This window comes from Photobacterium frigidiphilum, from assembly GCF_003025615.1.
In the GTDB taxonomy this organism is placed as follows: Bacteria; Pseudomonadota; Gammaproteobacteria; order Enterobacterales; family Vibrionaceae; genus Photobacterium; species Photobacterium frigidiphilum.
This window is the reverse complement of record NZ_PYMJ01000014.1, coordinates 103,428-124,641: the sequence shown is the minus strand read 5'-3', so window position 1 is coordinate 124,641 and position 21,214 is coordinate 103,428. Positions and strand designations below refer to the sequence as shown.

General features: G+C 42.7%; 14 protein-coding genes and 1 tRNA gene. 9 read left to right on the top strand and 6 right to left on the bottom strand.

Going from position 1 to position 21,214, the window contains the following annotated elements; translation table 11 throughout:
* The first annotated feature begins 11 nt into the window (after nt 1-11).
* The 3 genes from C9J12_RS15095 (at nt 12) to mepA (ending at nt 2,591) form a co-directional block, all read left to right on the top strand.
* Nucleotides 12-88 (top strand) — tRNA-Asp (locus C9J12_RS15095).
* Between the two features lie 556 nt (nt 89-644).
* Entirely contained in the window at nt 645-1,625 is a 981-nt protein-coding gene (locus C9J12_RS15090) for a sugar-binding transcriptional regulator (RefSeq protein WP_107243468.1), read from the top strand.
* Nucleotides 1,626-1,778: 153 nt separating this feature from the next.
* Nucleotides 1,779-2,591, top strand: a complete 813-nt coding sequence (gene mepA / locus C9J12_RS15085) for a penicillin-insensitive murein endopeptidase (RefSeq protein WP_107243467.1) — start codon at nt 1,779-1,781, stop codon at nt 2,589-2,591.
* Nucleotides 2,592-2,640: 49 nt separating this feature from the next.
* On the opposite strand, the gene C9J12_RS15080 is transcribed toward mepA, so the two are convergent.
* The 3 genes from C9J12_RS15080 to rdgC form a co-directional block, all read right to left on the bottom strand.
* Nucleotides 2,641-2,895, bottom strand: coding sequence for a YfhL family 4Fe-4S dicluster ferredoxin (locus C9J12_RS15080; RefSeq protein WP_011217473.1), 255 nt, complete (start codon nt 2,893-2,895; stop codon nt 2,641-2,643).
* 4 nt (nt 2,896-2,899) lie between these two features.
* Nucleotides 2,900-4,306: a prephenate-dependent tRNA uridine(34) hydroxylase TrhP gene (gene trhP / locus C9J12_RS15075; protein WP_107243466.1), complete on the bottom strand. Its 1,407-nt coding sequence runs from the start codon at nt 4,304-4,306 to the stop codon at nt 2,900-2,902.
* Between the two features lie 159 nt (nt 4,307-4,465).
* Nucleotides 4,466-5,377, bottom strand: coding sequence for a recombination-associated protein RdgC (rdgC, locus tag C9J12_RS15070; RefSeq protein ID WP_193944675.1), 912 nt, complete (start codon nt 5,375-5,377; stop codon nt 4,466-4,468).
* A 157-nt stretch (nt 5,378-5,534) separates the two neighbouring features.
* On the opposite strand from rdgC, the gene C9J12_RS15065 reads away from it, so the two are divergent.
* The 5 genes from C9J12_RS15065 to C9J12_RS15045 all read left to right on the top strand — a co-directional run bounded on the left by C9J12_RS15065 (nt 5,535) and on the right by C9J12_RS15045 (nt 13,988).
* Nucleotides 5,535-6,800 (top strand): exonuclease SbcCD subunit D, encoded by a 1,266-nt coding sequence (locus C9J12_RS15065; protein ID WP_107243464.1) that lies wholly within the window; start codon nt 5,535-5,537, stop codon nt 6,798-6,800.
* Nucleotides 6,800-10,570 carry an AAA family ATPase gene (locus C9J12_RS15060; protein WP_107243463.1) on the top strand — a complete coding sequence of 1,257 codons (3,771 nt, stop codon included), beginning with the start codon at nt 6,800-6,802 and terminating at the stop codon, nt 10,568-10,570. Before C9J12_RS15065 ends, C9J12_RS15060 begins: the two co-directional genes overlap by 1 nt.
* Nucleotides 10,571-10,737: 167 nt before the next feature.
* Nucleotides 10,738-11,427: a phosphate regulon transcriptional regulator PhoB gene (gene phoB, locus C9J12_RS15055; RefSeq protein WP_107243462.1), complete on the top strand. Its 690-nt coding sequence runs from the start codon at nt 10,738-10,740 to the stop codon at nt 11,425-11,427.
* 200 nt (nt 11,428-11,627) lie between these two features.
* Nucleotides 11,628-12,932 carry a phosphate regulon sensor histidine kinase PhoR gene (phoR, locus tag C9J12_RS15050; RefSeq protein ID WP_107243461.1) on the top strand — a complete coding sequence of 435 codons (1,305 nt, stop codon included), beginning with the start codon at nt 11,628-11,630 and terminating at the stop codon, nt 12,930-12,932.
* A 93-nt stretch (nt 12,933-13,025) separates the two neighbouring features.
* Complete coding sequence (locus C9J12_RS15045) at nt 13,026-13,988, top strand: PstS family phosphate ABC transporter substrate-binding protein (RefSeq protein ID WP_107243460.1); 963 nt, start codon at nt 13,026-13,028, stop codon at nt 13,986-13,988.
* Nucleotides 13,989-14,068: 80 nt separating this feature from the next.
* Here C9J12_RS15045 and ppx read toward each other — a convergent pair whose 3' ends face one another.
* The 3 genes from ppx to C9J12_RS15030 form a co-directional block, all read right to left on the bottom strand.
* Nucleotides 14,069-15,577 carry an exopolyphosphatase gene (gene ppx, locus C9J12_RS15040; protein WP_107243459.1) on the bottom strand — a complete coding sequence of 503 codons (1,509 nt, stop codon included), beginning with the start codon at nt 15,575-15,577 and terminating at the stop codon, nt 14,069-14,071.
* On the bottom strand, nt 15,564-17,666 hold the full coding sequence (gene ppk1 / locus C9J12_RS15035) for a polyphosphate kinase 1 (RefSeq protein WP_107243458.1): 2,103 nt from the start codon (nt 17,664-17,666) through the stop codon (nt 15,564-15,566). The genes ppx and ppk1 overlap by 14 nt, the downstream gene beginning before the upstream one ends.
* A gap of 128 nt (nt 17,667-17,794) precedes the next feature.
* Nucleotides 17,795-18,307: a glycine cleavage system protein R gene (locus tag C9J12_RS15030; RefSeq protein WP_107243457.1), complete on the bottom strand. Its 513-nt coding sequence runs from the start codon at nt 18,305-18,307 to the stop codon at nt 17,795-17,797.
* A gap of 565 nt (nt 18,308-18,872) precedes the next feature.
* Between C9J12_RS15030 and C9J12_RS15025 the strand changes: the two genes are divergently transcribed.
* Entirely contained in the window at nt 18,873-21,116 is a 2,244-nt protein-coding gene (locus C9J12_RS15025) for an ABC transporter permease subunit (RefSeq protein ID WP_107243456.1), read from the top strand.
* The last annotated feature ends 98 nt before the right edge of the window (nt 21,117-21,214 follow it).

The window sequence follows — 21,214 nt, the reverse complement described above, 5'->3', positions numbered from 1 at the left end:
ATAGACACTGCGGAGTGGTAGTTCAGTTGGTTAGAATACCGGCCTGTCACGCCGGGGGTCGCGGGTTCGAGTCCCGTCCACTCCGCCATTATTGAAGAAGCCCTAATCGAAAGATTAGGGCTTTTTTACGTCTGTATAAAATAAAAATTAGAAAGTCCCGTTAACGTAGCCATTATTGAAGAAGCCCCCTCTTTGAAGGTAGAGCAGGAAAGATTAGGGCTTTTTTACGTTTGTAGAAAATGGAAATTAGAACTCAATAGACACTGCGAAGTGGTAGTTCAGTTGGTTCGACTTTTTATACCAACCTAAATGATTTATTGTTCATTCCTATCTATTTTTCCTGCGCAATTTATGATCATTAGCTTATCCTGCTTGAATAAAGATAGCTTTAGAGTTCCAATAGGTAAAAAGCTGTACAGTCTGTAAAGTTAAATTAATCAATCAGTTACATTGGCCTTGTTGCATAGCTATGACACCAAATGATTTTGGTGATCTTTTTGGTGTATATATCAATAAAGGCGGTACGGAATAAGGAAAGATAAAGTTTGTAATGAATACATAGCTTTACTATCCATTTAACGGCACGCATATAGTAATATTGTCGGTAATGAATGCGCGAAATAGCAGCTAGGAAGGATCGTACGATGAGTGCAAATACCAATGATAGTCCACATGTTGATAGTGACTTATTGACCGAGATTGCTATCGCTTATTATCAAGATGGTGCGACTCAAGAAGAGATATCGAAAAAATTTGGTATGTCACGTGCCAAAGTGGGTCGTTTGCTTCGTCGTGCTCGTGAAGAGGGTGTGGTCGAAATTACCGTTAAATATCACCCTGTCTTTAGCGAAAAACTCGAACAACAGCTTATTGAACGTTTCAATCTAAAGCGCGCATTGATTGCTCTTGATCAACCAGATGATGAAGCACAACGACAACAAGTAGCTAGCCTTGTTTCTAGTTATTTAGCCACGATCTTAACGGATGAAATGGTAGTAACGGTTGGGCAGGGACGTAATATTGCTTCGATTGCTAGCCACGTTGGTGTTGTACCTCATAAAAAGTGTCGCTTTGTGAGTGGTATCGGCGGTACTCACCGTTCAGGTAATGCGATTAATGCTGATCATATTTGTCGATTACTGGCGAAGAAATATGATGGCATTAGTGAAACCTTGTATGCGCCAGCTTACGTTGAAGATATTAAAGTAAAAGAAGCCTTCATGAAAAACGGTACGATAAAAGAAACACTAGACCGTGCTCGTCGGGCTGATGTTGCTCTAGTCGGTGTCGGTGATATGAATGAAAACAGCCACATGGTTAAGTTGGGTTGGTTCACGCCACAAGAAATTGTAGAAGCACGTATTCGAAAAGGTGTTGTGGGCGATATTGCGGGCTATGATTTTTTTGATAGCCAAGGTAATCAAGCCGATACAATGATGAGTGATCGGGTGATTGGCTTGAGTATGGAAGAGCTGCGACATATACCAACAGTGGTTGTATCGGCTGCTGAAAATAGCAAAGCCTTAGCGTTGTTAGGCGCATTACGATCTGGCGTTGTTGATGTTGTCGCGACCAGTGTGAGTAATGCACTGACAATATTAAACCTTGATCAGCAAATGAAGTAGCAACATTAATCTATCCCGCTAATAAATAATAAAAGCAGCCTATGAGCTGTTTTTTTATTCCTATGCAACAGTGGGAGTGCGCTATGATTTCAATAATGGATTTAATAACAATATTGGGATGGTACTGTGAATAGAATACTTCTTCTTGCTGTCATGCTGATGAGTTACAGCTTGTCTGCTTCTGCTACACTTTGGGAAAAAGTAAAAGTACCGAGCAATGGTGTATCAAATTCTATTGGCTCATACAGTAATGGTTGCCTTGCTGGCGGTGAAACCTTACCGCTAGAAGGGGAAGGCTATCAGGTAATTCGCTCACAACGAGGTCGTTATTACGGCCATAGTGAGATGATCCAATTTTTAAAAGGATTATCGTTAGATGCACAAAAATTACGTCTAGGGAATATGCTAGTTGGCGATATATCAATGCCACGGGGTGGACGTTTTTCATCGGGGCACGCTAGCCATCAAACAGGGCTTGATGCTGATATCTGGTTAAAGATGACTGATGCCCCATTGGAAAAAGAAAGCTTGGTAGAAGTACAGCCGCTTCCGATGGTACATATAAAGGATTATAAGATTAATAATAAAAATTGGAGTAACAAGCAGGCCTTGTTAATTCAATTAGCAGCAAGCGATGAGCGTGTAGCGCGTATTTTTGTTCATCCGGTGATCAAAGAACAACTGTGTAAATCGGAATGGCAAAACCGTGATTGGTTAAGAAAAGTACGTCCTTGGTGGGGGCATTATTATCATTTTCACGTGCGTTTAAGTTGCCCTGATGGCAGCACTAACTGTAAGGCACAAAACCCACCACCTCCAGGGGATGGCTGCGGGGCTGAACTGGCCTCTTGGAAGCCACAAAAGAAAGTAAAACAAACCGCTCAGAACAAGAAAAAAGAAACACAGCCAAAGAAAAAGAAACCGGTGAAAATAACCCCGCCTCAATGTTTAGCATTAATTCAGTAGTAAGCTTGAATTGTAGATATAAAAAAAGCGCCCTTAGGCGCTTTTTTCGTTATGCCAAACCTTGCAAGCTGACAAACTTTTCAAGCAGTTCATCTTCGGTTTCGACATTATCAGGATCGATGATAATACATTTTGAAATAGGGCATACAGACTGACACGTTGGTTTGTCGTAATGGCCTATACATTCAGTACAACGGGCAGGATCTATTTCATAGAACTCTTCGCCCATGGTGATCGCTTCGTTTGGACACTCAGGATCACACATATCGCAGTTGATGCACTTATCATTAATGAGCAATGCCATCGAATTATTTACCGTCTACAGAACCGTGAGGGCTACGAGTATCCTGACCATTGCTTAGGTTACGCATTAGTAATCCGTACTCTAAGTCCATATCAGCAGGTACTGGGATAAACATAAAGTGACCATTACCTTTTGCATCATCAACAGATTCTGACTTACGGTTTTCCATCACTTCAAGCGTGAAAACAACGTTGCCTTTCGGCGTCATCATTTCAAGGCTGTCGCCGACCAAGAATTTATTCTTTACGTCAACTTCTGCAAGATCACCACGTCGCTTACCTGTGAATTCGCCCACAAATTGTTGAGTATCAGAAATTGAGTAACCGTACTCGTAGTTCTGGTATGCATCATGTGTGTGACGGCGTAAGAAGCCTTCGGTGTAACCACGGTGAGCAAGGCTTTCTAGTGTACCCATTAGGCTTTCATCAAATGGTTTGCCAGCTACTGCATCATCAATTGCTTTACGGTATACCTGAGCGGTACGCGCACAGTAGTAGAAAGACTTTGTACGACCTTCAATTTTTAATGAGTGCACACCCATCTTCGTTAGACGCTCTACATGCTGGATAGCACGTAGGTCTTTCGAGTTCATAATGTAAGTGCCGTGTTCATCTTCAAAAGCAGCCATTTTTTCTTCAGGACGGTGAGATTCAGAAAGTAGAATCACTTCGTCTGTTGGCTTACCAAGACCAAGAGTGTTGTCAGGGCGAGCTTCTTGAACTTCCACTTCCTGAACATTAACCCCCGTACCTGCAGGGTTAGCTTCAACAATTTGACCGTTTTCGTCTTCTTTTGCTGCTTCTGCTTTGTATTCCCAACGACAAGCGTTAGTACAAGTACCTTGGTTCGGATCACGTTTGTTCATGTAACCAGATAGAAGACAGCGGCCAGAGTAAGCCATGCAAAGTGCACCATGAACGAAAATTTCTAATTCTGTTTCAGGGCAGTTTTCGCGAATTTCTTCGATTTCTTCTAGCGATAGTTCACGAGAAAGAATGACACGCTCAACACCTTGGGTAGACCAAAATTTAACGGTTGCCCAGTTAACGGCGTTCGCTTGTACTGATAGGTGAATAACCACTTCAGGGAAGTTTTCACGTACCATCATGATAAGACCAGGATCAGACATGATTAAGGCGTCTGGGCCCATTTCAACGATAGGTTTGAGATCGCGAATAAAGGTCTTTAATTTTGAGTTATGTGGCTGAATGTTACATACAACGTATAGCTTCTTGCCTTGCGCATGTGCTTCGTCGATACCAATTTTAAGGTTCTCGTGATTGAACTCGTTGTTACGAACACGAAGGCTATAGCGAGGTTGGCCAGCATAGACAGCATCTGCACCGTACGCAAAAGCGTAACGCATGTTTTTAAGGCTGCCAGCAGGGGATAACAATTCAGGTTTAAACATATCTCAAATTCTCGTTGTCTGATTGCAAATCAGGCCGCAATCACCTAGTGATGCGGAAGGAGCGCGGATTTTACTGTGATCGGTGCCTCATAGCAATTATCACGTAAAAAAAGAGCGCCGAAGCGCTCTTTTTAATGTTTGATTGGTTATAGAGAAGGATTAACCTTTTTCTTCTAACCCACCCAACACTTCAAAGACGTTTGGTAAGAATACCGAGAACTCACCACACATGAGTGATAAGTCTGCATCAATACGAGCAGCCATATCTTCATGGTCGATATCTTCGTTCTGGTCTTTAATCTCATCAGAAAATTTCAGACGTTTAACGCTTAAATCATCAGCCAGAATGAAATCAATACGATCTTGCCAGTTCAGTGACAGCTTAGTGACTAGTTTATCTGCTTCAATGTGTGCCAGAATTTCGTCACAGCTTAGATCTTGTTGCTTACAGCGAATAACGCCACCTTCTTCAAGAATGGCTTTAAATTCAGCTTCTTCACCAATAGTGAAGCCTGTTGGTGACGTATTTGAACGTACCCACTCTGTCATTGTCAGTTCAGCAGGTTTTTCTGGTGTTACAGGTACAACTGGCAATGAACCGATAGATTTACGCAATAGCGCCAGTAAATCTTCAGCTTTCTTGTAGCTACCCGCATCAACCACAATGTAGCCTTGTTTCGGCATAATAAGTGCGTAGGTTTGCTGATGACGACTAAATGCGCGTGGTAGAAGATCCATCACGATGTCATCTTTAATCGAGTCTTTTTCACTTTTCTTTAGCTTACGACCCAGCTCTTGTTCCTGCATGTCCACTTTTGCATTAAGCGATTCCTTAATGACAGAAGAAGGCAGCATTTTTTCTTCTTTACGTACGCAAACAAGAATGTTGTCACCGACGACGTGAGTGAACATATCACCGTGCTTACCTAGCGCATGTACCCAGCCAAACTTTTGGATGTCTTGGCTACCACAAGGTGTGAAGCGGAATTCTTCCAGCTGTTTTTCAATCTGTTCAGGGTTTAAGTCGATTTCACGGGTAAAGCGATAGGTCAGTATGTTTTTAAACCACATCATGGTAGTTACAAATCCTAGGGTTGTGCATTTGAGGCTTAATACTATTGTATTGCTGCGGTTTTGTCGCAATTTTTCTGATGAGGATTTGCGTGGATATTATGATTTGTAGGGTACAATCGAGGAAGTATTTCTTGGCTTGCGCATACATATCATAATGAAAATTCTTCACACATCAGATTGGCATCTCGGACACCAACTACATGGTTATAGTCGTGATTATGAACATCAAACTTTTTTAGATTGGTTAGCCGATACCTTAGAACAGCAGCAGATTGATGCCTTGCTGGTTGCAGGCGATATTTTTGATTCCGCAAATCCTCCTGCCAGTGCGTGGCGCATGCTGTATCGATTTCTTGCGCGTGTCGCGAAAAGTTTGCCGAACCTTGATGTGGTGATGATCGGGGGAAACCATGACTCCCCAAGTAAATTAGATGCCCCGCATGAATTATTGAAAGCCTTTGATTTGCATATGGTGGGTGGTATTCATCGTGATGAAAATGGTCAGCTTGATCATGAACGCATGTTGATTTCGATTACGAACAAGCAAGGTGAACAGGCCGCTTGGGTATTAGCCGTGCCTTTTTTACGCAGTGCTGATTTGCGCACTGAAGATCTTGAAGATGATGATGATCGTCTGATTAAAGGCGTAGAAACTTTATACGGTGAAATGACAGAGGCTGCCCGTGCGTTACAGACCGATCAGCAAGCATTGATCGGGATGGGGCATGCGTATATGGCGTCTGGAAAATTATCTGAAATGTCGGAACGTCGCGTACTAGGTGGCAATCAACATGCCTTGCCAGCGTCCATATTTGCCGATGACATTACCTATGTTGCCCTTGGGCATTTACATTTAGCGCAACGTGTTGCCAAGAAAGAACATGTTCGTTATTGCGGCTCGCCAATCCCGCTCTCAATGGCTGAACGCAATTATGCCCACCAAGCGGTTATTGTTGAACTCGATGGTAAAGCCGTCAGCCAAATTGAATCGATAGCGATTCCTCGTACCGTTGATATGTTGAAAGTCCCATCATCGCCGGCTCCACTCGATCAAGTTTTGGAAGCGCTCGAAGCGCTATCGGTTGACGAGGTACCCCGCGAGCAACAACCATTTTTAGAAGTACACGTGCTGCTTGATAAACCTCAAGCATTATTGCGAGAAAAAGTATTGCAAGCCATCGATGGTAAAGCCGTGCGTTTAGCTAAAATTACCCCTCATTATCAGCAACAAGAGCAACAAGATTCGCTGAATCACCGACGTTTATCAGACGTTTCACCCGAGCAAGTATTTGCCTTGAGCTGGGCAAAGAAATACCAAGGTGAGCCAGATGAAGCGATGGCATCTGCTTTCGAACAGTTATTGATTCAAGTTGAAGATGCCCAAGATGGTGATGCTGTGCGTAGTGAAGGGGGCAAATAATGAAAATTTTAGCATTACGAGGTGAAAACCTTGCCAGCTTGCAAAGCAAATTTGAGATCGATTTTGCGGGTGGTCGTTTAGGTGAGGCGGGTTTATTTGCGATAACGGGAAAAACCGGTGCAGGTAAATCGACCTTACTAGATGCGATTTGCCTAGCGTTATACGATCGCATTCCTCGTCTGCAATCGAATAAAAAAAATGATGCTGAAATTGGCCGTGATAGCGATGAAAACCGAATTAAAGCGAACGATGTAAGAAGCATTTTATCTCGCGGTAAAGCGGAAGCATTTACCGAAGTCGACTTTGTTGCCAACGACGGTAGCCATTGGCGATCGCATTGGCATGTTCGTCGTGCTCGCGGGCGTGCTGAAGGGCGAGTTCAAGCTGCAGAACAATGGCTTGAAAATTTAGATACTGGGCAGCGTTTCGCGGGGAAGAAACAAGAACTACAAGCTGAAATCGAACGCTTGATCGGCTTAACCTTCGAACAGTTTCGCCGTGCGGTGATGTTGCCACAAGGGGAGTTTGCCGCGTTCTTAAAAGCGGGGGCTGATGATCGCGCGGCATTGCTAGAACGTATGACAGGCGGTGAAATATACGGTCAATTGTCTGTGGCAGCTTATGAGCGTGCCCGCGTTGAAAAACAGGCATTAACTCAGCTACAAGATAAATTGGGTGATATTGCATTGTTATCGGATGATGAAAAGCAATTGTTAAGCACCCAATGTGAGCAATTAAAACAACAAGTGCAGCAATTAGATGCCCAGCTAAACGAATTTAAACAACACCAACAAACGCTAAAAACTGAGTCAGTGTTAGCAGCACGTGTGGCTGAAACGCAGCTAAAATACACAGAAGTTCAACAGCAAAAAGAACAGGCTCTGCCGCGTTACGAGCAATTAACGCTAATTGAAAAAGCACAGCCAGCCCATCGTGATTTTTCTTTGCTTCAACAAGTCAGCTCACAATTAATCAAGATTGAACAAACACTCGTTCTCACAGAAACACGGTTAGCAACAGAGCAACAAAAGTGTGTAGATGCAGATTTACAGGCAAAACAAGCAACAGAGGCGTTGAATCAATTAGAGCAAGAGTGGCAACAATTAGAACCCAAAATTAAAGAAGCCGCTAAGTGGGATCAACAAGCCGATGGTTTGCGTATCCAGTTAACTGAGCAGGAAAATGTTTTACAGCAACATAGCGTTGTCGTTACAGAGCAGCAGCAACACCTTCAGGTAACTCAACAGCAACAACAAGTGCAGCAGCAACGTCAGCAGCAATTATCGGATGTACTAAAGAAAAGCGATTCATTCAAAAATGTGGCAGAACAATATGCCTCCGTTGAAGATAATTTACAGCAATATTTAGCGGCGCACCGTGCTTACTCGGTACTGCGGAAAGAAAAGCTGCAAATTGAATTTGAACAGGAAAATAATCAACAGCAGCAGCTGGTACTTGAGCAGCAAGTACAAACACTTCAAGTTAATAAATTGGATTGTGAAGCGCAAAGCAAAACACTTGATCTTGAACAGCTAGAACAACAGCAAACCCAAGAACGCGCACAGTACGCTGAAAAGCAGCAATATCGTGATGTATTGCGTCAGGCTATTTCAGGCACCAAAGAATGGGTATCACTGCTAGTTCAAGCTGACAAATTACAAATAGAACAGCATGAATTACAAGGTGTATTAGCGCAATCAGAGCAACGTCTAACGGTATTGCAGCCAGAACTTGATATTCTTTCGGTTCAGCAGAAAGAAGTTGAATACATGCTGCAGCAAAGTCGCGCTGTCATGAATTTGGGTGATTACCGCAATGAATTAAAAGATGAAGAAGCTTGTCCGTTGTGTGGTTCGCTTGAGCATCCTTATGCGATCAGTAATCCTGTTGTTGATGGATTATTACAAAGCCAGCAACAGCGTTTACAAGCGTTGACTAAACAGTTGCAAGATGGCGATGTTGAGCGGCGTCACCTTCAGCAATCATTACCTAAAGATCAGCAACGTTTAGCCTTGTTAAAGACGGAGTATCAGCAGCTGAACCTTCGCATTGAACAGCTGTACGCGCAGTATGAAAGCATATTAAAAACGGTAAATAGTGCTGAGCTAATACCGTCGCACGCTGATCTTCAAACACTCAACCAGCAATTAGCCCTATGGCAACAAGATGTTGAACAGGCTGACAATGATTTAAGAACGTTGCAGCAAAGTGGTGAGCAACGTCAGCAGCAAATCGTGTTGGGGCGTCAGTTGCAAACTCAGTTGCAGCAGCTTCAGCAAGATGAGTCGCTATTAACTAAGCAGCTTCATGAATTAGCCCAAGCCACTATGCAATGGCAAGAGCGCCTTAAATCACTTGAAAAGCAAAGTGCGACTCAAGAGGAAATACGTACATCACGTGCGAATACATTGAATGAGCAATACACCAGCAATGTGTGGTTTGAGCAGTTAAAAGCACAAGGAGAAGAAGGTTTTTTCCAGCAGCTTAGGCATGATGTTCAATGCTTTATGACGAATCAACGTGACTTGCTCGAAAGTGAAAAGTTGCTGGCAGAGCTCGCACCTAAAATCGCAGAGGCTGAAACGTTACTGCAAAATACGCAAAAGCAATGTTCAACCACGGGTGAGAAAGTCACGCTGTTGAAAAAAGACATTCAACAAATTTGGCTCCAACGCGTCGAGATTATTGGCGAAAGTAATCTACAGCAAGTAGAGCAGCAACATAAACAAACGTTAAAAACGCAACAAGAATCACTAACCCAAATACAAGCGGTGCAACGTCAATCAGGCGAAGCGCAAGCAGCAGCAAATGCAGCACTGAAAAGCAGCCAACAGCAACAGGTCGAGACGCAAGAAGAGCAAAAAAAGGCAGTAACACGTTGGAATGAATGGCAGCAAAAGCTAACGTTAACCGAGCAGCAGCTTACGGCACTACTGAGCAAAGACGATGCGTGGTTAACTCAAGAGCGTGAAGCGCTAAAGTTGATTGAACAAACGCTATCTTCCGCGTTAACGGTGTTAGTGGAACGCGAACAAGCGGTCATTGAACATCATGCAGTGGCTGCCTTATCACATCAGTGGTTAGTACAGCATGAGCTGGCAGAAGACAGTGAGCAGCAAGCAGAGTTAGTTGCTGATTGGAATAATCAAAAAAATGTATTGGATGAGCAAGTTTTCCAACATCGTCAGCAATTAGAGTTAGCGAAACAAGCTGAGTTACAATCGGGTGAATTGACTCAACAGCGAATAAAACAGCAAACGCAAACCGAATTGTGGCTACAAATGAATGAGTTGATTGGTTCGGCTACCGGTAATAAGTTCCGTACTTTGGCGCAGGGTTTAACATTGCAACAATTGGTGATTTTAGCCAATGAGCATCTACAAGATTTAGCACCACGTTATGCTTTACAGCCCGTACCGGGCAGCCCGTTAGCACTGCAAGTGATCGACCATGATATGGGGGATGAAGTACGCAGTGTTGAATCACTATCGGGTGGTGAAAGTTTCTTAGTGTCTCTTTCTTTGGCGTTAGCGCTTGCTTCATTGGCTGCGGATACGCGTCAGCTAGGCTCTTTGTTTATCGATGAAGGCTTTGGCACATTAGACCCTGAGAGTTTAGAAATGGCATTAGCTTGTCTTGATGCATTGCAGGCCGATGGGCGTCAGATTGGGGTGATTTCACACGTGGGCACATTGGTCGAACGTATTGGTGTACAAGTTGCCGTCGAGGCCGTCGGTGGTGGTCGCAGCCAAGTATCGATTAAGGGTTAAACGTAACTAATTGAATCCATTTGAGGTGTCATTAATACAATAAGACACTAGATGCATTTCACTTAGATAAACACTTGGTTACGTTTTTATCGCCAATAGTCACAAAAGTGTCATACTTAACACACATAATGACGCTCAAATACAGCAACTACTAGGTAAGTATCACTATGGTAAGAAGGATTCTTGTTGTAGAAGACGAAGCACCAATCCGCGAGATGTTGTGTTTTGTTCTAGAACAAAAAGGCTATCAACCAATTGAAGCCGAAGATTATGATGATGCATTAGAAAAAATTTGCGAACCTTATCCTGAATTGATTCTAATGGATTGGATGTTACCGGGTGGCTCAGGCATTAACCTGATTAAGCACCTAAAGCGTGATGAGCTAACGCGTCAGATCCCTGTAGTGATGTTAACTGCACGTGGTGAAGAAGAAGATAAAGTGCGTGGCCTTGAAGTGGGTGCTGATGATTACATCACCAAACCATTTTCACCTAAAGAGCTAATGGCACGTCTTAAAGCGGTAATGCGCCGTGTATCACCTACGTCATTGGATGATGTTATTGATGTACAAGGTTTAAAGTTAGATCCTGTGTCGCACCGCGTAACAACGGGCGATGAACCATTAGACATGGGTCCAACAGAGTTTAAAATGCTGCATTTCTTTATGACACACCAAGAGCGTGTGTATAGTCGTGAGCAGCTATTGAACAATGTGTGGGGTACTAACGTGTATGTTGAAGATCGCACGGTTGATGTACACATTCGTCGTTTACGTAAAGCGCTTGAAGCGGGCGGGCACGATAAAATGGTACAAACAGTACGTGGTGCAGGTTACCGATTCTCGACACGCATGTAATAGCATGGTTGTTTAACACAATGGTTGTGTACCATGATTGTTTAGTACCGCTATTGTTTAATACAAGGCACTGTTTAGCTTAAACAGTGCCTATCAACAGCAAAGTATGATCTCTATTGCCACAAGGTAGATTAGAGAACAGATGTATATTGAAAAGCGATGAAGGGGCGAGAGCTAATCTTCATTGATATGGAGTTTTAATGGTTGAGCGGTTGTCGTGGAAAAAGCTGGTTTTGGAACTGGCTCTTTTTTACTTTCCTTGGGTAATTCTCGGTTTAGTGTTTGGCTATTTACCGTGGTTCTTATTGGTTGCAACCTGGATTCAGTTAATCTGGCATTTTCATAATCAATTGAAAATGTCTGACTGGCTATGGAAAGAGCGTAGCCTAACTCCCCCTTCTGGTTCTGGTAGCTGGGAACCGCTTTTTAACGGTATGTATCGTTTGCAGCAGCGTAATCGCCGCCGCCGTCGAGAACTTGCCACGCTAATTCGCCGTTTCCGAAATGGTGCAGAATCCCTACCTGATGCCGTTGTTGTTTTTAGAAGCGAAGGTAACATTGTTTGGTGTAATAAACTGGCACAGCACTTATTGGGTTTACGTTGGCCGGATGATGCGGGTCAGCCGATTAGTAATTTATTACGCAGCCCTGATTTTGTTCGCTACATCGCCAAACAAGAATTTGAGTATCCGTTAGAAATCACTTCACCACTCAATTATGATCGTACATTAGAGCTGCGTATCATGCGTTATACCGAAGGCGAATACCTGATGGTTGTGCGTGATGTTTCTCAATTGAAGCAGTTAGAAGGTATGCGTCGTAATTTCTTTGCTAACGTTTCTCATGAATTACGCACCCCCATGACAGTACTGCAAGGTTATCTGGAAATGTCGAAAGACCCAGAAATGCTGGCGGGGCCAATGTGGGGTAAAGCACACGGTGTAATGACCGAGCAACTTGTTCGTATGAATTCTTTAGTCGAGCAGTTACTGACGCTCTCTAAGATTGAAGCGGCACCGACGATTGAGTTGGAAGAAACCGTTAATATACCGGCCATGCTCGACATTCTTGAGAAAGAGGCCATCTCGTTAAGTGGTGATAAAAATCAACACTTCACGTTTGATGTTGACGCATCATTAAATGTCTTTGGTGACGAAGACCAGTTACGCAGTGCCGTGTCTAACTTGGTATATAATGCCGTTAAACATACCCCTAGCGATGCCAATATTACAGTACGTTGGTATCTTTCAGCTGGTGGCCCAAGATTAGAAGTAACTGATAGTGGTGAAGGTATTGGACCGCAACATATTCACCGTTTAACTGAGCGTTTCTATCGAGTTGATAAAGCGCGTTCACGTGAAACGGGTGGCAGTGGGCTAGGTCTTGCTATTGTGAAGCATGCGCTGAGCCACCACGATTCACTACTTGAGATTGAAAGTGAATTAGATAAAGGCAGTACCTTTTCTTTCACCTTGCCTCAACGGTTAGTGGCACAAGCAGCATAATCACGACGCTAACAAAGCTTAATTAATAGCGACCATAGACGGTCGCTTTTGCCGTTTTATTTTTGGCTGAATGTATAAGGACAAACACCTAATATGAGTGTAATACGCCGTATTCTTCCCATGATACTCGCATTCAGTATGCACAATGCTTGGGCATTAGAAGCCGATCTAGCCAAATACCAAAAGATCAGTGGTGTCTCTGGTAATTTATCGTCTGTCGGTTCAGACACGCTCGCGAACCTGATGACCTATTGGGGCGAGGAATTCAAACGTAAATACCCGAATGTAAATATTCAGATTCAAACCGCAGGTTCATCTACAGCCCCAACTGCATTAACAGAAGCAACGGCTCAACTTGGCCCTATGAGCCGTAAAATGAAGGCCAAAGAAATTGAAGCGTTTGAACATGAATACGGTTATAAGCCAACAGCCATTCGTGTTGCCATTGATGCTTTAGCAGTGTTTGTTCATGAGGATAACCCGTTAAAGGGCATTAATTTTGAGCAGCTTGATGCCGTATATTCTCGAACGTATCGTTGTGGTGCAACGCAGCCTATTACACGTTGGGGGCAATTAGGTTTAACTGGGCGGTGGGCTGACCGAGATATTCAACGCTTTGGGCGAAATTCGGTATCAGGTACGTATGGTTATTTTAAGCTACGAGCGCTGTGCAAAGGTGACTTTCTTAATAATGTTAATGAGCAGCCCGGCTCTGCATCTGTTGTACAGTCGGTATCAACATCATTGAACGCGATTGGTTATTCGGGTATTGGTTATAAAACGACGGGTATTCGTGCGATTCCAGTGGCGAGAGAGGGAGATAACTATGTGGATGCAACGATTGAGAATTCGATAAATGGCAGCTATCCACTAGCTCGTTACCTCTACGTATATGTTAATAAGCATCCGAATAAACCATTAGACCCGATTTTAGCGGAATTTTTTAAATTTGTTTTATCGCACAATGGGCAAAACATCGTTGAAAAAGATGGATATATTCCACTGCCAAAAAGTGTGGTCGAAGCCGATTTGGCTTTGCTTAAATTATTCAATTAAAAGCCACTGAGTTAAGGTTTATTGAATTTAATTAACCGAGATAACTAGAGCTTTTTAGTTATCTCAGTTGTTTATGTTCATTACTCTTCTTCAATCGATAATTGCCACCCAGCCTTTTGCCAATATTCTTGTTCTTTGATTAAATCAGCCGCTAATAGCTTATTATTACTCAGCCAACCGAGGGGTAAAGTCAGCTGCCAGTGCTCTTTCTCAGCCTTAATTTTGATGGTCGGTAAAGGTTCATCAATACGTTGCCCGTTTAGAGCGGTAGCAATACGTAGCGTGCGAATCAAAGGGTATAAATGTTTACGCTTGTAGATGCTAAGTTCTGGCATTTCTTCAAGTTTCAATGCTTTACGTTGAAATCGCACCAGAGTGGCTAATACCGTTTGTTGTTCAAGATTGAAACCTGGCATCGTACTGTGGCGAAGTAAATAAGCAGAATGACGGTGAAACCCTGGGTAGCTAATACTTAATCCCACTTCGTGAAGCAATGCTCCCCAGTTCAATAATATTGAGAGCTCTGATTTTGCTAACCCAGGATGCGTGTCTATTTGATCATAGAAATATTCAGCAGCATGCTTCACACGGTTTGCTTGGTCAATATCGATATTATATTGCTTTGCCATGGCGTTTGCCGTGCGTGTACGAATATCGCTATGACGGAAACGATCTTCCATTTCATACAATAAACCTTCACGTAGTGCACCATCTGAGTAAACCATTTCATCTATATTCAAAGCGCTAAACACCGCACTTAAAATCGCAAGACCAGCAGCGAAAACGGGTTTACGGTCATCGGTTAAACCGGGTAGGTCAAGGTCTTCAGTTGTTTTGAATGACAACACTTGTTCGATAAGTTGGTTCAAGCGCTTACTGGTGATCACACCATCTGAATAACCATCAGCGATTAAGACTTCTCGAATGGCTTTTATCGTACCTGAGGATCCTACTGCTTTATCCCAACCGAATTTACGGTACTTACTGGTAATGCTTTCCATTTTTTGTTGTGCGGCAAGTTGCGCCTCAGCAAAGTTTTTACTGTTTAACTTAGCATTTTGAAAGTGGTTTTTGTTGTAGCTTACACAGCCCATATGCTTGCTATAAAGCACATGTGTATCGAATTCTTCACCTATCACTAGCTCAGTACTGCCGCCGCCGATATCGACAATCAGTTTACGACCTGTATCGGGTTGAGTGTGCGCGACGCCTAAATAGATTAAACGCGCTTCTTCTGTGCCCGGAATTATCTCTATGGGATAGGGCATTATGCTTTCTGCACGCTTTAAAAAAACGTGGGCATTCTGAGCTTGGCGTAGGGTATAGGTGGCTGCAATACGCACATTTTCTGGTTCGAAGCCTTGTAATCGTTCTGCAAACATTGTTAAGCAATTTAAACCACGTTGAATCGCAGCTTGATCTAAGTTCTGTTGGGAATCTAACCCTGAAGCAAGGTGTACCCGCTGTTTGTGGCGGCTGATAATTTGCAAGCTTTGCCCTACAACGCGAGCTACAACCATATGGAAGCTGTTTGAGCCCATATCAATTGCTGCAATTTCACGAGGACGTTCGTTATTAATCAGTGTCATTGTTTGTTATCGCCTTTTCTGCTCGTTTCTTCAGCTGCTTTTCACTGTGTTTTAGGTAATCGTAAATGGCGATTTGTGAGCGAATTTTACGACGATTGCCACGAGGCACATATTGATTGCTCATTGCTTTATCGAGAATTCGTGCCTTCACTGTATCTGTAAGCTGAATGTTTAAGATGTCGATGATTTTTTTCTTTAATGCTGGATCATTGATCAGACAACCCACTTCAATGCGGTTGTCGATGTTACGTGTCATCCAGTCGGCAGAAGAGATCATGACATCTGGATCATTATTATTGTTGAATACTGCCACTCTAGGATGTTCAAGAAAACGGTCTACAATACTGATTGCGGTAATGTTTTCACTTATCCCTTTAAGTCCTGGAATAAGCGCACACATACCGCGAACAATCAGCTTGATATTGACGCCGTTATTACTTGCCTGATACAGCATGTTAATCAAGCCTTTATCGACAAGATTATTAACCTTAATTGTAATACCAGAAGGTAAATTTTGCTTAGCATGTGCAATTTCACGATCAATTAAATCGTAGAGTCGGCTTCGTGAGTTACGAGGTGAAACAATAAGGTGGGTAAAATCAACCGGGCGGTAGGGATTTTGGATGTAACTAAAGACTTGCCTGACTTCGTCTGCAATATCTGTGTTACAGGTCATTAAAGAGAAGTCAGTATAAATACGCGCTGTTTTCTCGTTAAAATTCCCGGTGCCAATGTGCGCATAGCGAACCAGTTTATCGTTTTCTTGTCGGGTGATAAGGCATAGTTTGGAGTGAATTTTTAACCCTGGCACACCAAACACAACATGCACGCCCGCTTCTGTTAATCGCCTTGCCCATTCAATATTGGCCTCTTCATCAAAACGCGCTTGTAGTTCAACCACCACGGTGACACGTTTACCGTTATTGGCTGCGTCGATCATTGAATCAATAACCCGTGAGTGTTTGGCTACTCGGTAGATATTAATTTTTATCGAACGTACCTTGGGGTCGTATGACGCTTGGCGAATAAACTCCGTTACATGGTTAAAGGTGTGATAAGGATAATACAGCAGTATATCTTGTGCTTTAATGGCATCAAATGCGTTACGAGCTTGGGTGAAGTGGTAGCTTTGAATTGGTGATAATGAGGCATTTTCAAGGTATTTACGGCCGACATTTGGGAAGCCGATAAAATCTTTGAAGTTATGGTAACGACCACCGGGAATAATACTGTCGTAACGGGACACTTTAAGTAATCCACACAGCACATCGATCATATTACCCGGCATATCACGTTGGTAAACAAAGCGTACTGGCATTGCTGTGATGCGTTGATTTAGCCCTTCAGACATTTGTTCCAGTAAGCTATGTTCCACTTCTTGGCTGAGATCGTATTCAGCGTCTCGGGTCATTTTCATTGAGTATGCAGCTAGGCTATCATACTCGAAGAAACCATTGAAAATATCATCTAAGCAAAAGCGGATAATGTTATCGAGCAAAATGAGGGTTTTTTTGCGTTTACCTTTAGGTTCTGGCAATTCGATGAAACGGGGAAGTTGATCGGTTGGGATCTCAATAAGCGCATGACGCTTTTTTTCACCTTGCTGCATTTCAATGGCAAGATATGAATATTCGTCTTTTAGAAACTGGAGTAGCTCAATATCGTCCGTCAGTAGGATCGGCGTAATATGGGGCAAAATGGAATCATGGAAATATCGGCGCAGCCAATTTTGTTGATTTACATCCAGCTGAAGATCATTCACAAGAAAAATATGACGACGTGCCATTTCAAGTAATATCTCATTGTATAAAGTATCAAAGTCTTGATTCATTTTAAGTACGCGACTTTGAATTTTGCTTAAAAGGTGCTTTGCGCCATCATCGCCACCTTGGACCTGATTGATCAGAATTCGACGCTTAATGTCGGCAAATCTTACTTTATAGAACTCATCGGTATTGCTCGAGAAAATGCCCAAAAAACGAACGCGTTCAATCAAAGGAACAGATTTATCGGCTGCTTCTTGCAGTACACGCTCATTGAATGATAACCAGCTAAGCTCTTTTTCAATATAGAGAGATTCCGTGCTCATTGTTTTCCTGTTGTATGATTTTATAGATCTGTCGTGAACCGATGTTTACTGGAGGTAAATAGGCTTAGCTATATGATTTGATAAAAAGTAGGGAATGACTCTTCATTCCCTATTGAAGTATGTACAACTTACGCAGGCACGTAATCTTCGATATCCACAGTCAGATCATCGGCTAACTTTTCGAGTTCATCTTGAATAATATCCAGATCAATATTGGCTGGGGTTTCTAATTGAAAAGTCGCGATAAAAATGGGGTATCCCCAGTTAGGTGCACTTTGAGTTTCTGTCTTCAATTTGTTGATATTGATGTTCAACTGGCTCAATAGCGTGGTGACTTCTTTTACGATGCCTGGGCGATCATTACCCGTTACTGTTAGTTGATGTAATTCTGGTAAAGGCGCTGTTTTTTTTGCTTCTTCCACGATGTGGATTTGTAATTCATCTATTTTGGCTAACGCTGCACTTAATTGCGGCATGTCTTCAGGGGCAACTTCCACTTGCAGAATACCGGCAAACTGACCTGCCAGTTTACTCAGGCTACTACTTAACCAGTTTCCATTATTCTGAAAAATCGTGTCAGATAATAGCTCTACAAGTCCAGAGCGATCCTTACCGATAATAGTGATGATAAGATGTTTCATAACGAATTTCCTTTTCGCGATAGCGAGTAATGAGTAAAAGTAGAGTGAAACTTTTACATTAGTACTATACCCAAGTTATCTCAAGGTGCTCGTTTCAGCGAGAATTTGTTGTGCTCTAGGCAAGGCGCTTATTTATAGACCTAGTCGTTCTACGTTGAAAATAAGTAACACTGCATAGAGCCCAACAAAACTCGCCCTTCGGGAGTGATTCAGCGTATCTACTTCTGTGTCAAATGTGTTTGAAAGGGAGTGCCATTCCTACACACATTTGCCTTGAATTAAACACGCTGAGATCACTCTGAATCCTGCATATTGAGATAGCTTGGGTATATTAATTATTGAAGCATAGAAGGGTTCTGTCCACATTCGAACGAGAACCATGAGTTGAAATCTGAATAGGATCATAATTCATTAAGAGTACTGACATTTTATTGCAATGTTATGTCATTTTAATAAGTCGGGATTTCAATAAAGAGGTTACAATGATCTTTGTGGATCCTGTTGTCACAAAATTGTCATCTAAAAGACATATTATTAGTAAACGTATAAAAAGCTAGAGGTAATAATGGCAAGTGCCAGCGCATTTTTGTTGGGAGAAAACCGTGGTCGGCGTTTAAGAGACCGATTGGTGCGGTTTGGTGTAACAGCTGGTGGTATTTCTGTACTTATTACTTTGGTTTTGATCTTCTTTTATTTGCTTTATGTCACGCTGCCGATCTTCTCGTCAGTCACCGTAAAGCCTCGTAATATCACTATTGCATCTTTCCCTGATACAGTTGCCGCCGTCGGTATTGGAGAAAATAATGATCTCGCTTTTCGCTTCTCCAAGCAAGGTGAACTGGCATTTGTCAGCTTGAAACCTGAAGACTCACTCGATCCTATTATCAGCCAGCACTCTATTGCCAATAGTCCGGTTAGCTTTGCACAAAGTCTTCCTCGCGATGCTATTTTTGCTTATGGGCAAAGTGATGGTTACGTTAACGTTGTAAAACCCATATTTCAGATCAGCTTTCCTGATAATAAACGTACAAGCACAGCCAGTGTTTCTTACCCTTTGGGGCAATCACATTTCTTACTTGATCCGCAAGGGCAAGCCATTGTAGATCTTGCGATTTCATCTCGAGATAGTGACGCAATTATTGTTGGTAAAACGGCCGATAACCGCATTGTTGCCATGGCATTTAAAGGTCAAGACGATGCATTAAATAGCGGCTCATTAAATGCGGCCTCTATCTGGCAATCTCATTCATTCGAAATTACAGATGTGCCACAAAACATTAATGATATTGTTGTTACGCCAGATGGGCGCACCGTCTATTTACGCAGTGGTAATTATATTTACGTGGTACAGGTAAACCAATCTGGTGCCAAAGTACGTGATGTTGTGAATGTGAGTGATAAAAATGGCAACATTGAAAAGATAGAGTTGCTGTCAGGTGCAAATTCATTGCTGCTTACAGCTTCTGATCATTCTGTCTCGCAATGGTTTGAAGTGGTTCGTGATGGTAAGCGATCGTTAGTGAAGGCCCGTGATTTCGAATTTTCAATTAGCCCTATAAAAGAATTGGTTTCTGAATACTATCGCAAAGGTTTTTTTGCTGTACAGCAAGATGGCGTGTTGTCGGCATACTACACATCAGATCGTAACGTGTTATACAAAGAACACTTATTTGAGCAAGCACCGGATAAACTGATTATCTCTCCACGTGCCAATCGCTTGTTAGCCATTTCAGGGGAGCAATGGCAAACCTATACCGTTAAAAACGCTCACCCTGAGATTGGCTTTGCTTCTTTGTGGCAACAAGTATGGTACGAAGGGTATCAAGAGCCTGATTACGTATGGCAATCAACGTCGGCCAGTGATGAGTTTGAACCTAAGTTGAGCTTGGTGCCTATCGTGTTTGGTACGCTAAAAGCAGCATTGTATGCCATGTTTTTTGCCATACCATTAGCATTGGCTGGCGCGATTTATACTGCATACTTTATGTCATCTAGAATGCGTAATGTGGTAAAGCCAACCGTAGAAATAATGGAAGCGCTACCAACGGTTATTCTCGGTTTCTTGGCGGGATTGTGGCTAGCCCCGATTGTAGAAATGTACCTGTCGGGCATTGTGATGAGTTTGATTTTATTTCCAGTGACTATTTTATTGGTTGGTTGGGGATGGTCAGTATTGCCTGGTAAATGGCGACACCGTATTCCTAATGGTTTTCACATTGCGATTCTTATGCCTGTGATTGTGCTACTGGGTTATGGGTGCATAGCGGCGAGTCCGTATATCGATCAATGGTTATTTGGCGGTGATGTGCGCGGCTTTCTCACCAATGAATTAGGTATTGGCTACGATCAGCGTAATGCACTCGTTGTTGGTATTGCGATGGGGTTTGCGGTTATTCCTACCATTTTCTCTATTGCTGAAGATGCCATCTTTTCTGTGCCGGGTCATTTAACCAGTGGTTCATTAGCATTGGGTGCAACGCATTGGCAAACTCTGACAAAAGTGGTGCTGTTAACGGCAAGTCCGGGTATTTTTTCTGCAGTAATGATGGGGTTAGGTCGAGCTGTCGGTGAAACAATGATTGTGCTGATGGCTACGGGTAATACTCCTATTATGGATTGGAATATTCTGCAAGGGATGCGTACATTAGCAGCAACGATTGCGATTGAAATGCCAGAATCTGAAGTAGGTAGCTCACATTATCGCGTCTTATTTCTTGCTGCATTTGTCTTGTTTATATTCACCTTTATTTTTAATACTATCGGTGAATTGGTTCGCCAGCGCTTGCGCGAAAAATACAGTTCATTGTAATAACCATGTGCGTGATACCACGGATGGGCAATGTGTATTCGTGTATTGATTCAAACAGAGTTTATTCTGTCGTTATAGGGATATGGAATATGTTGATT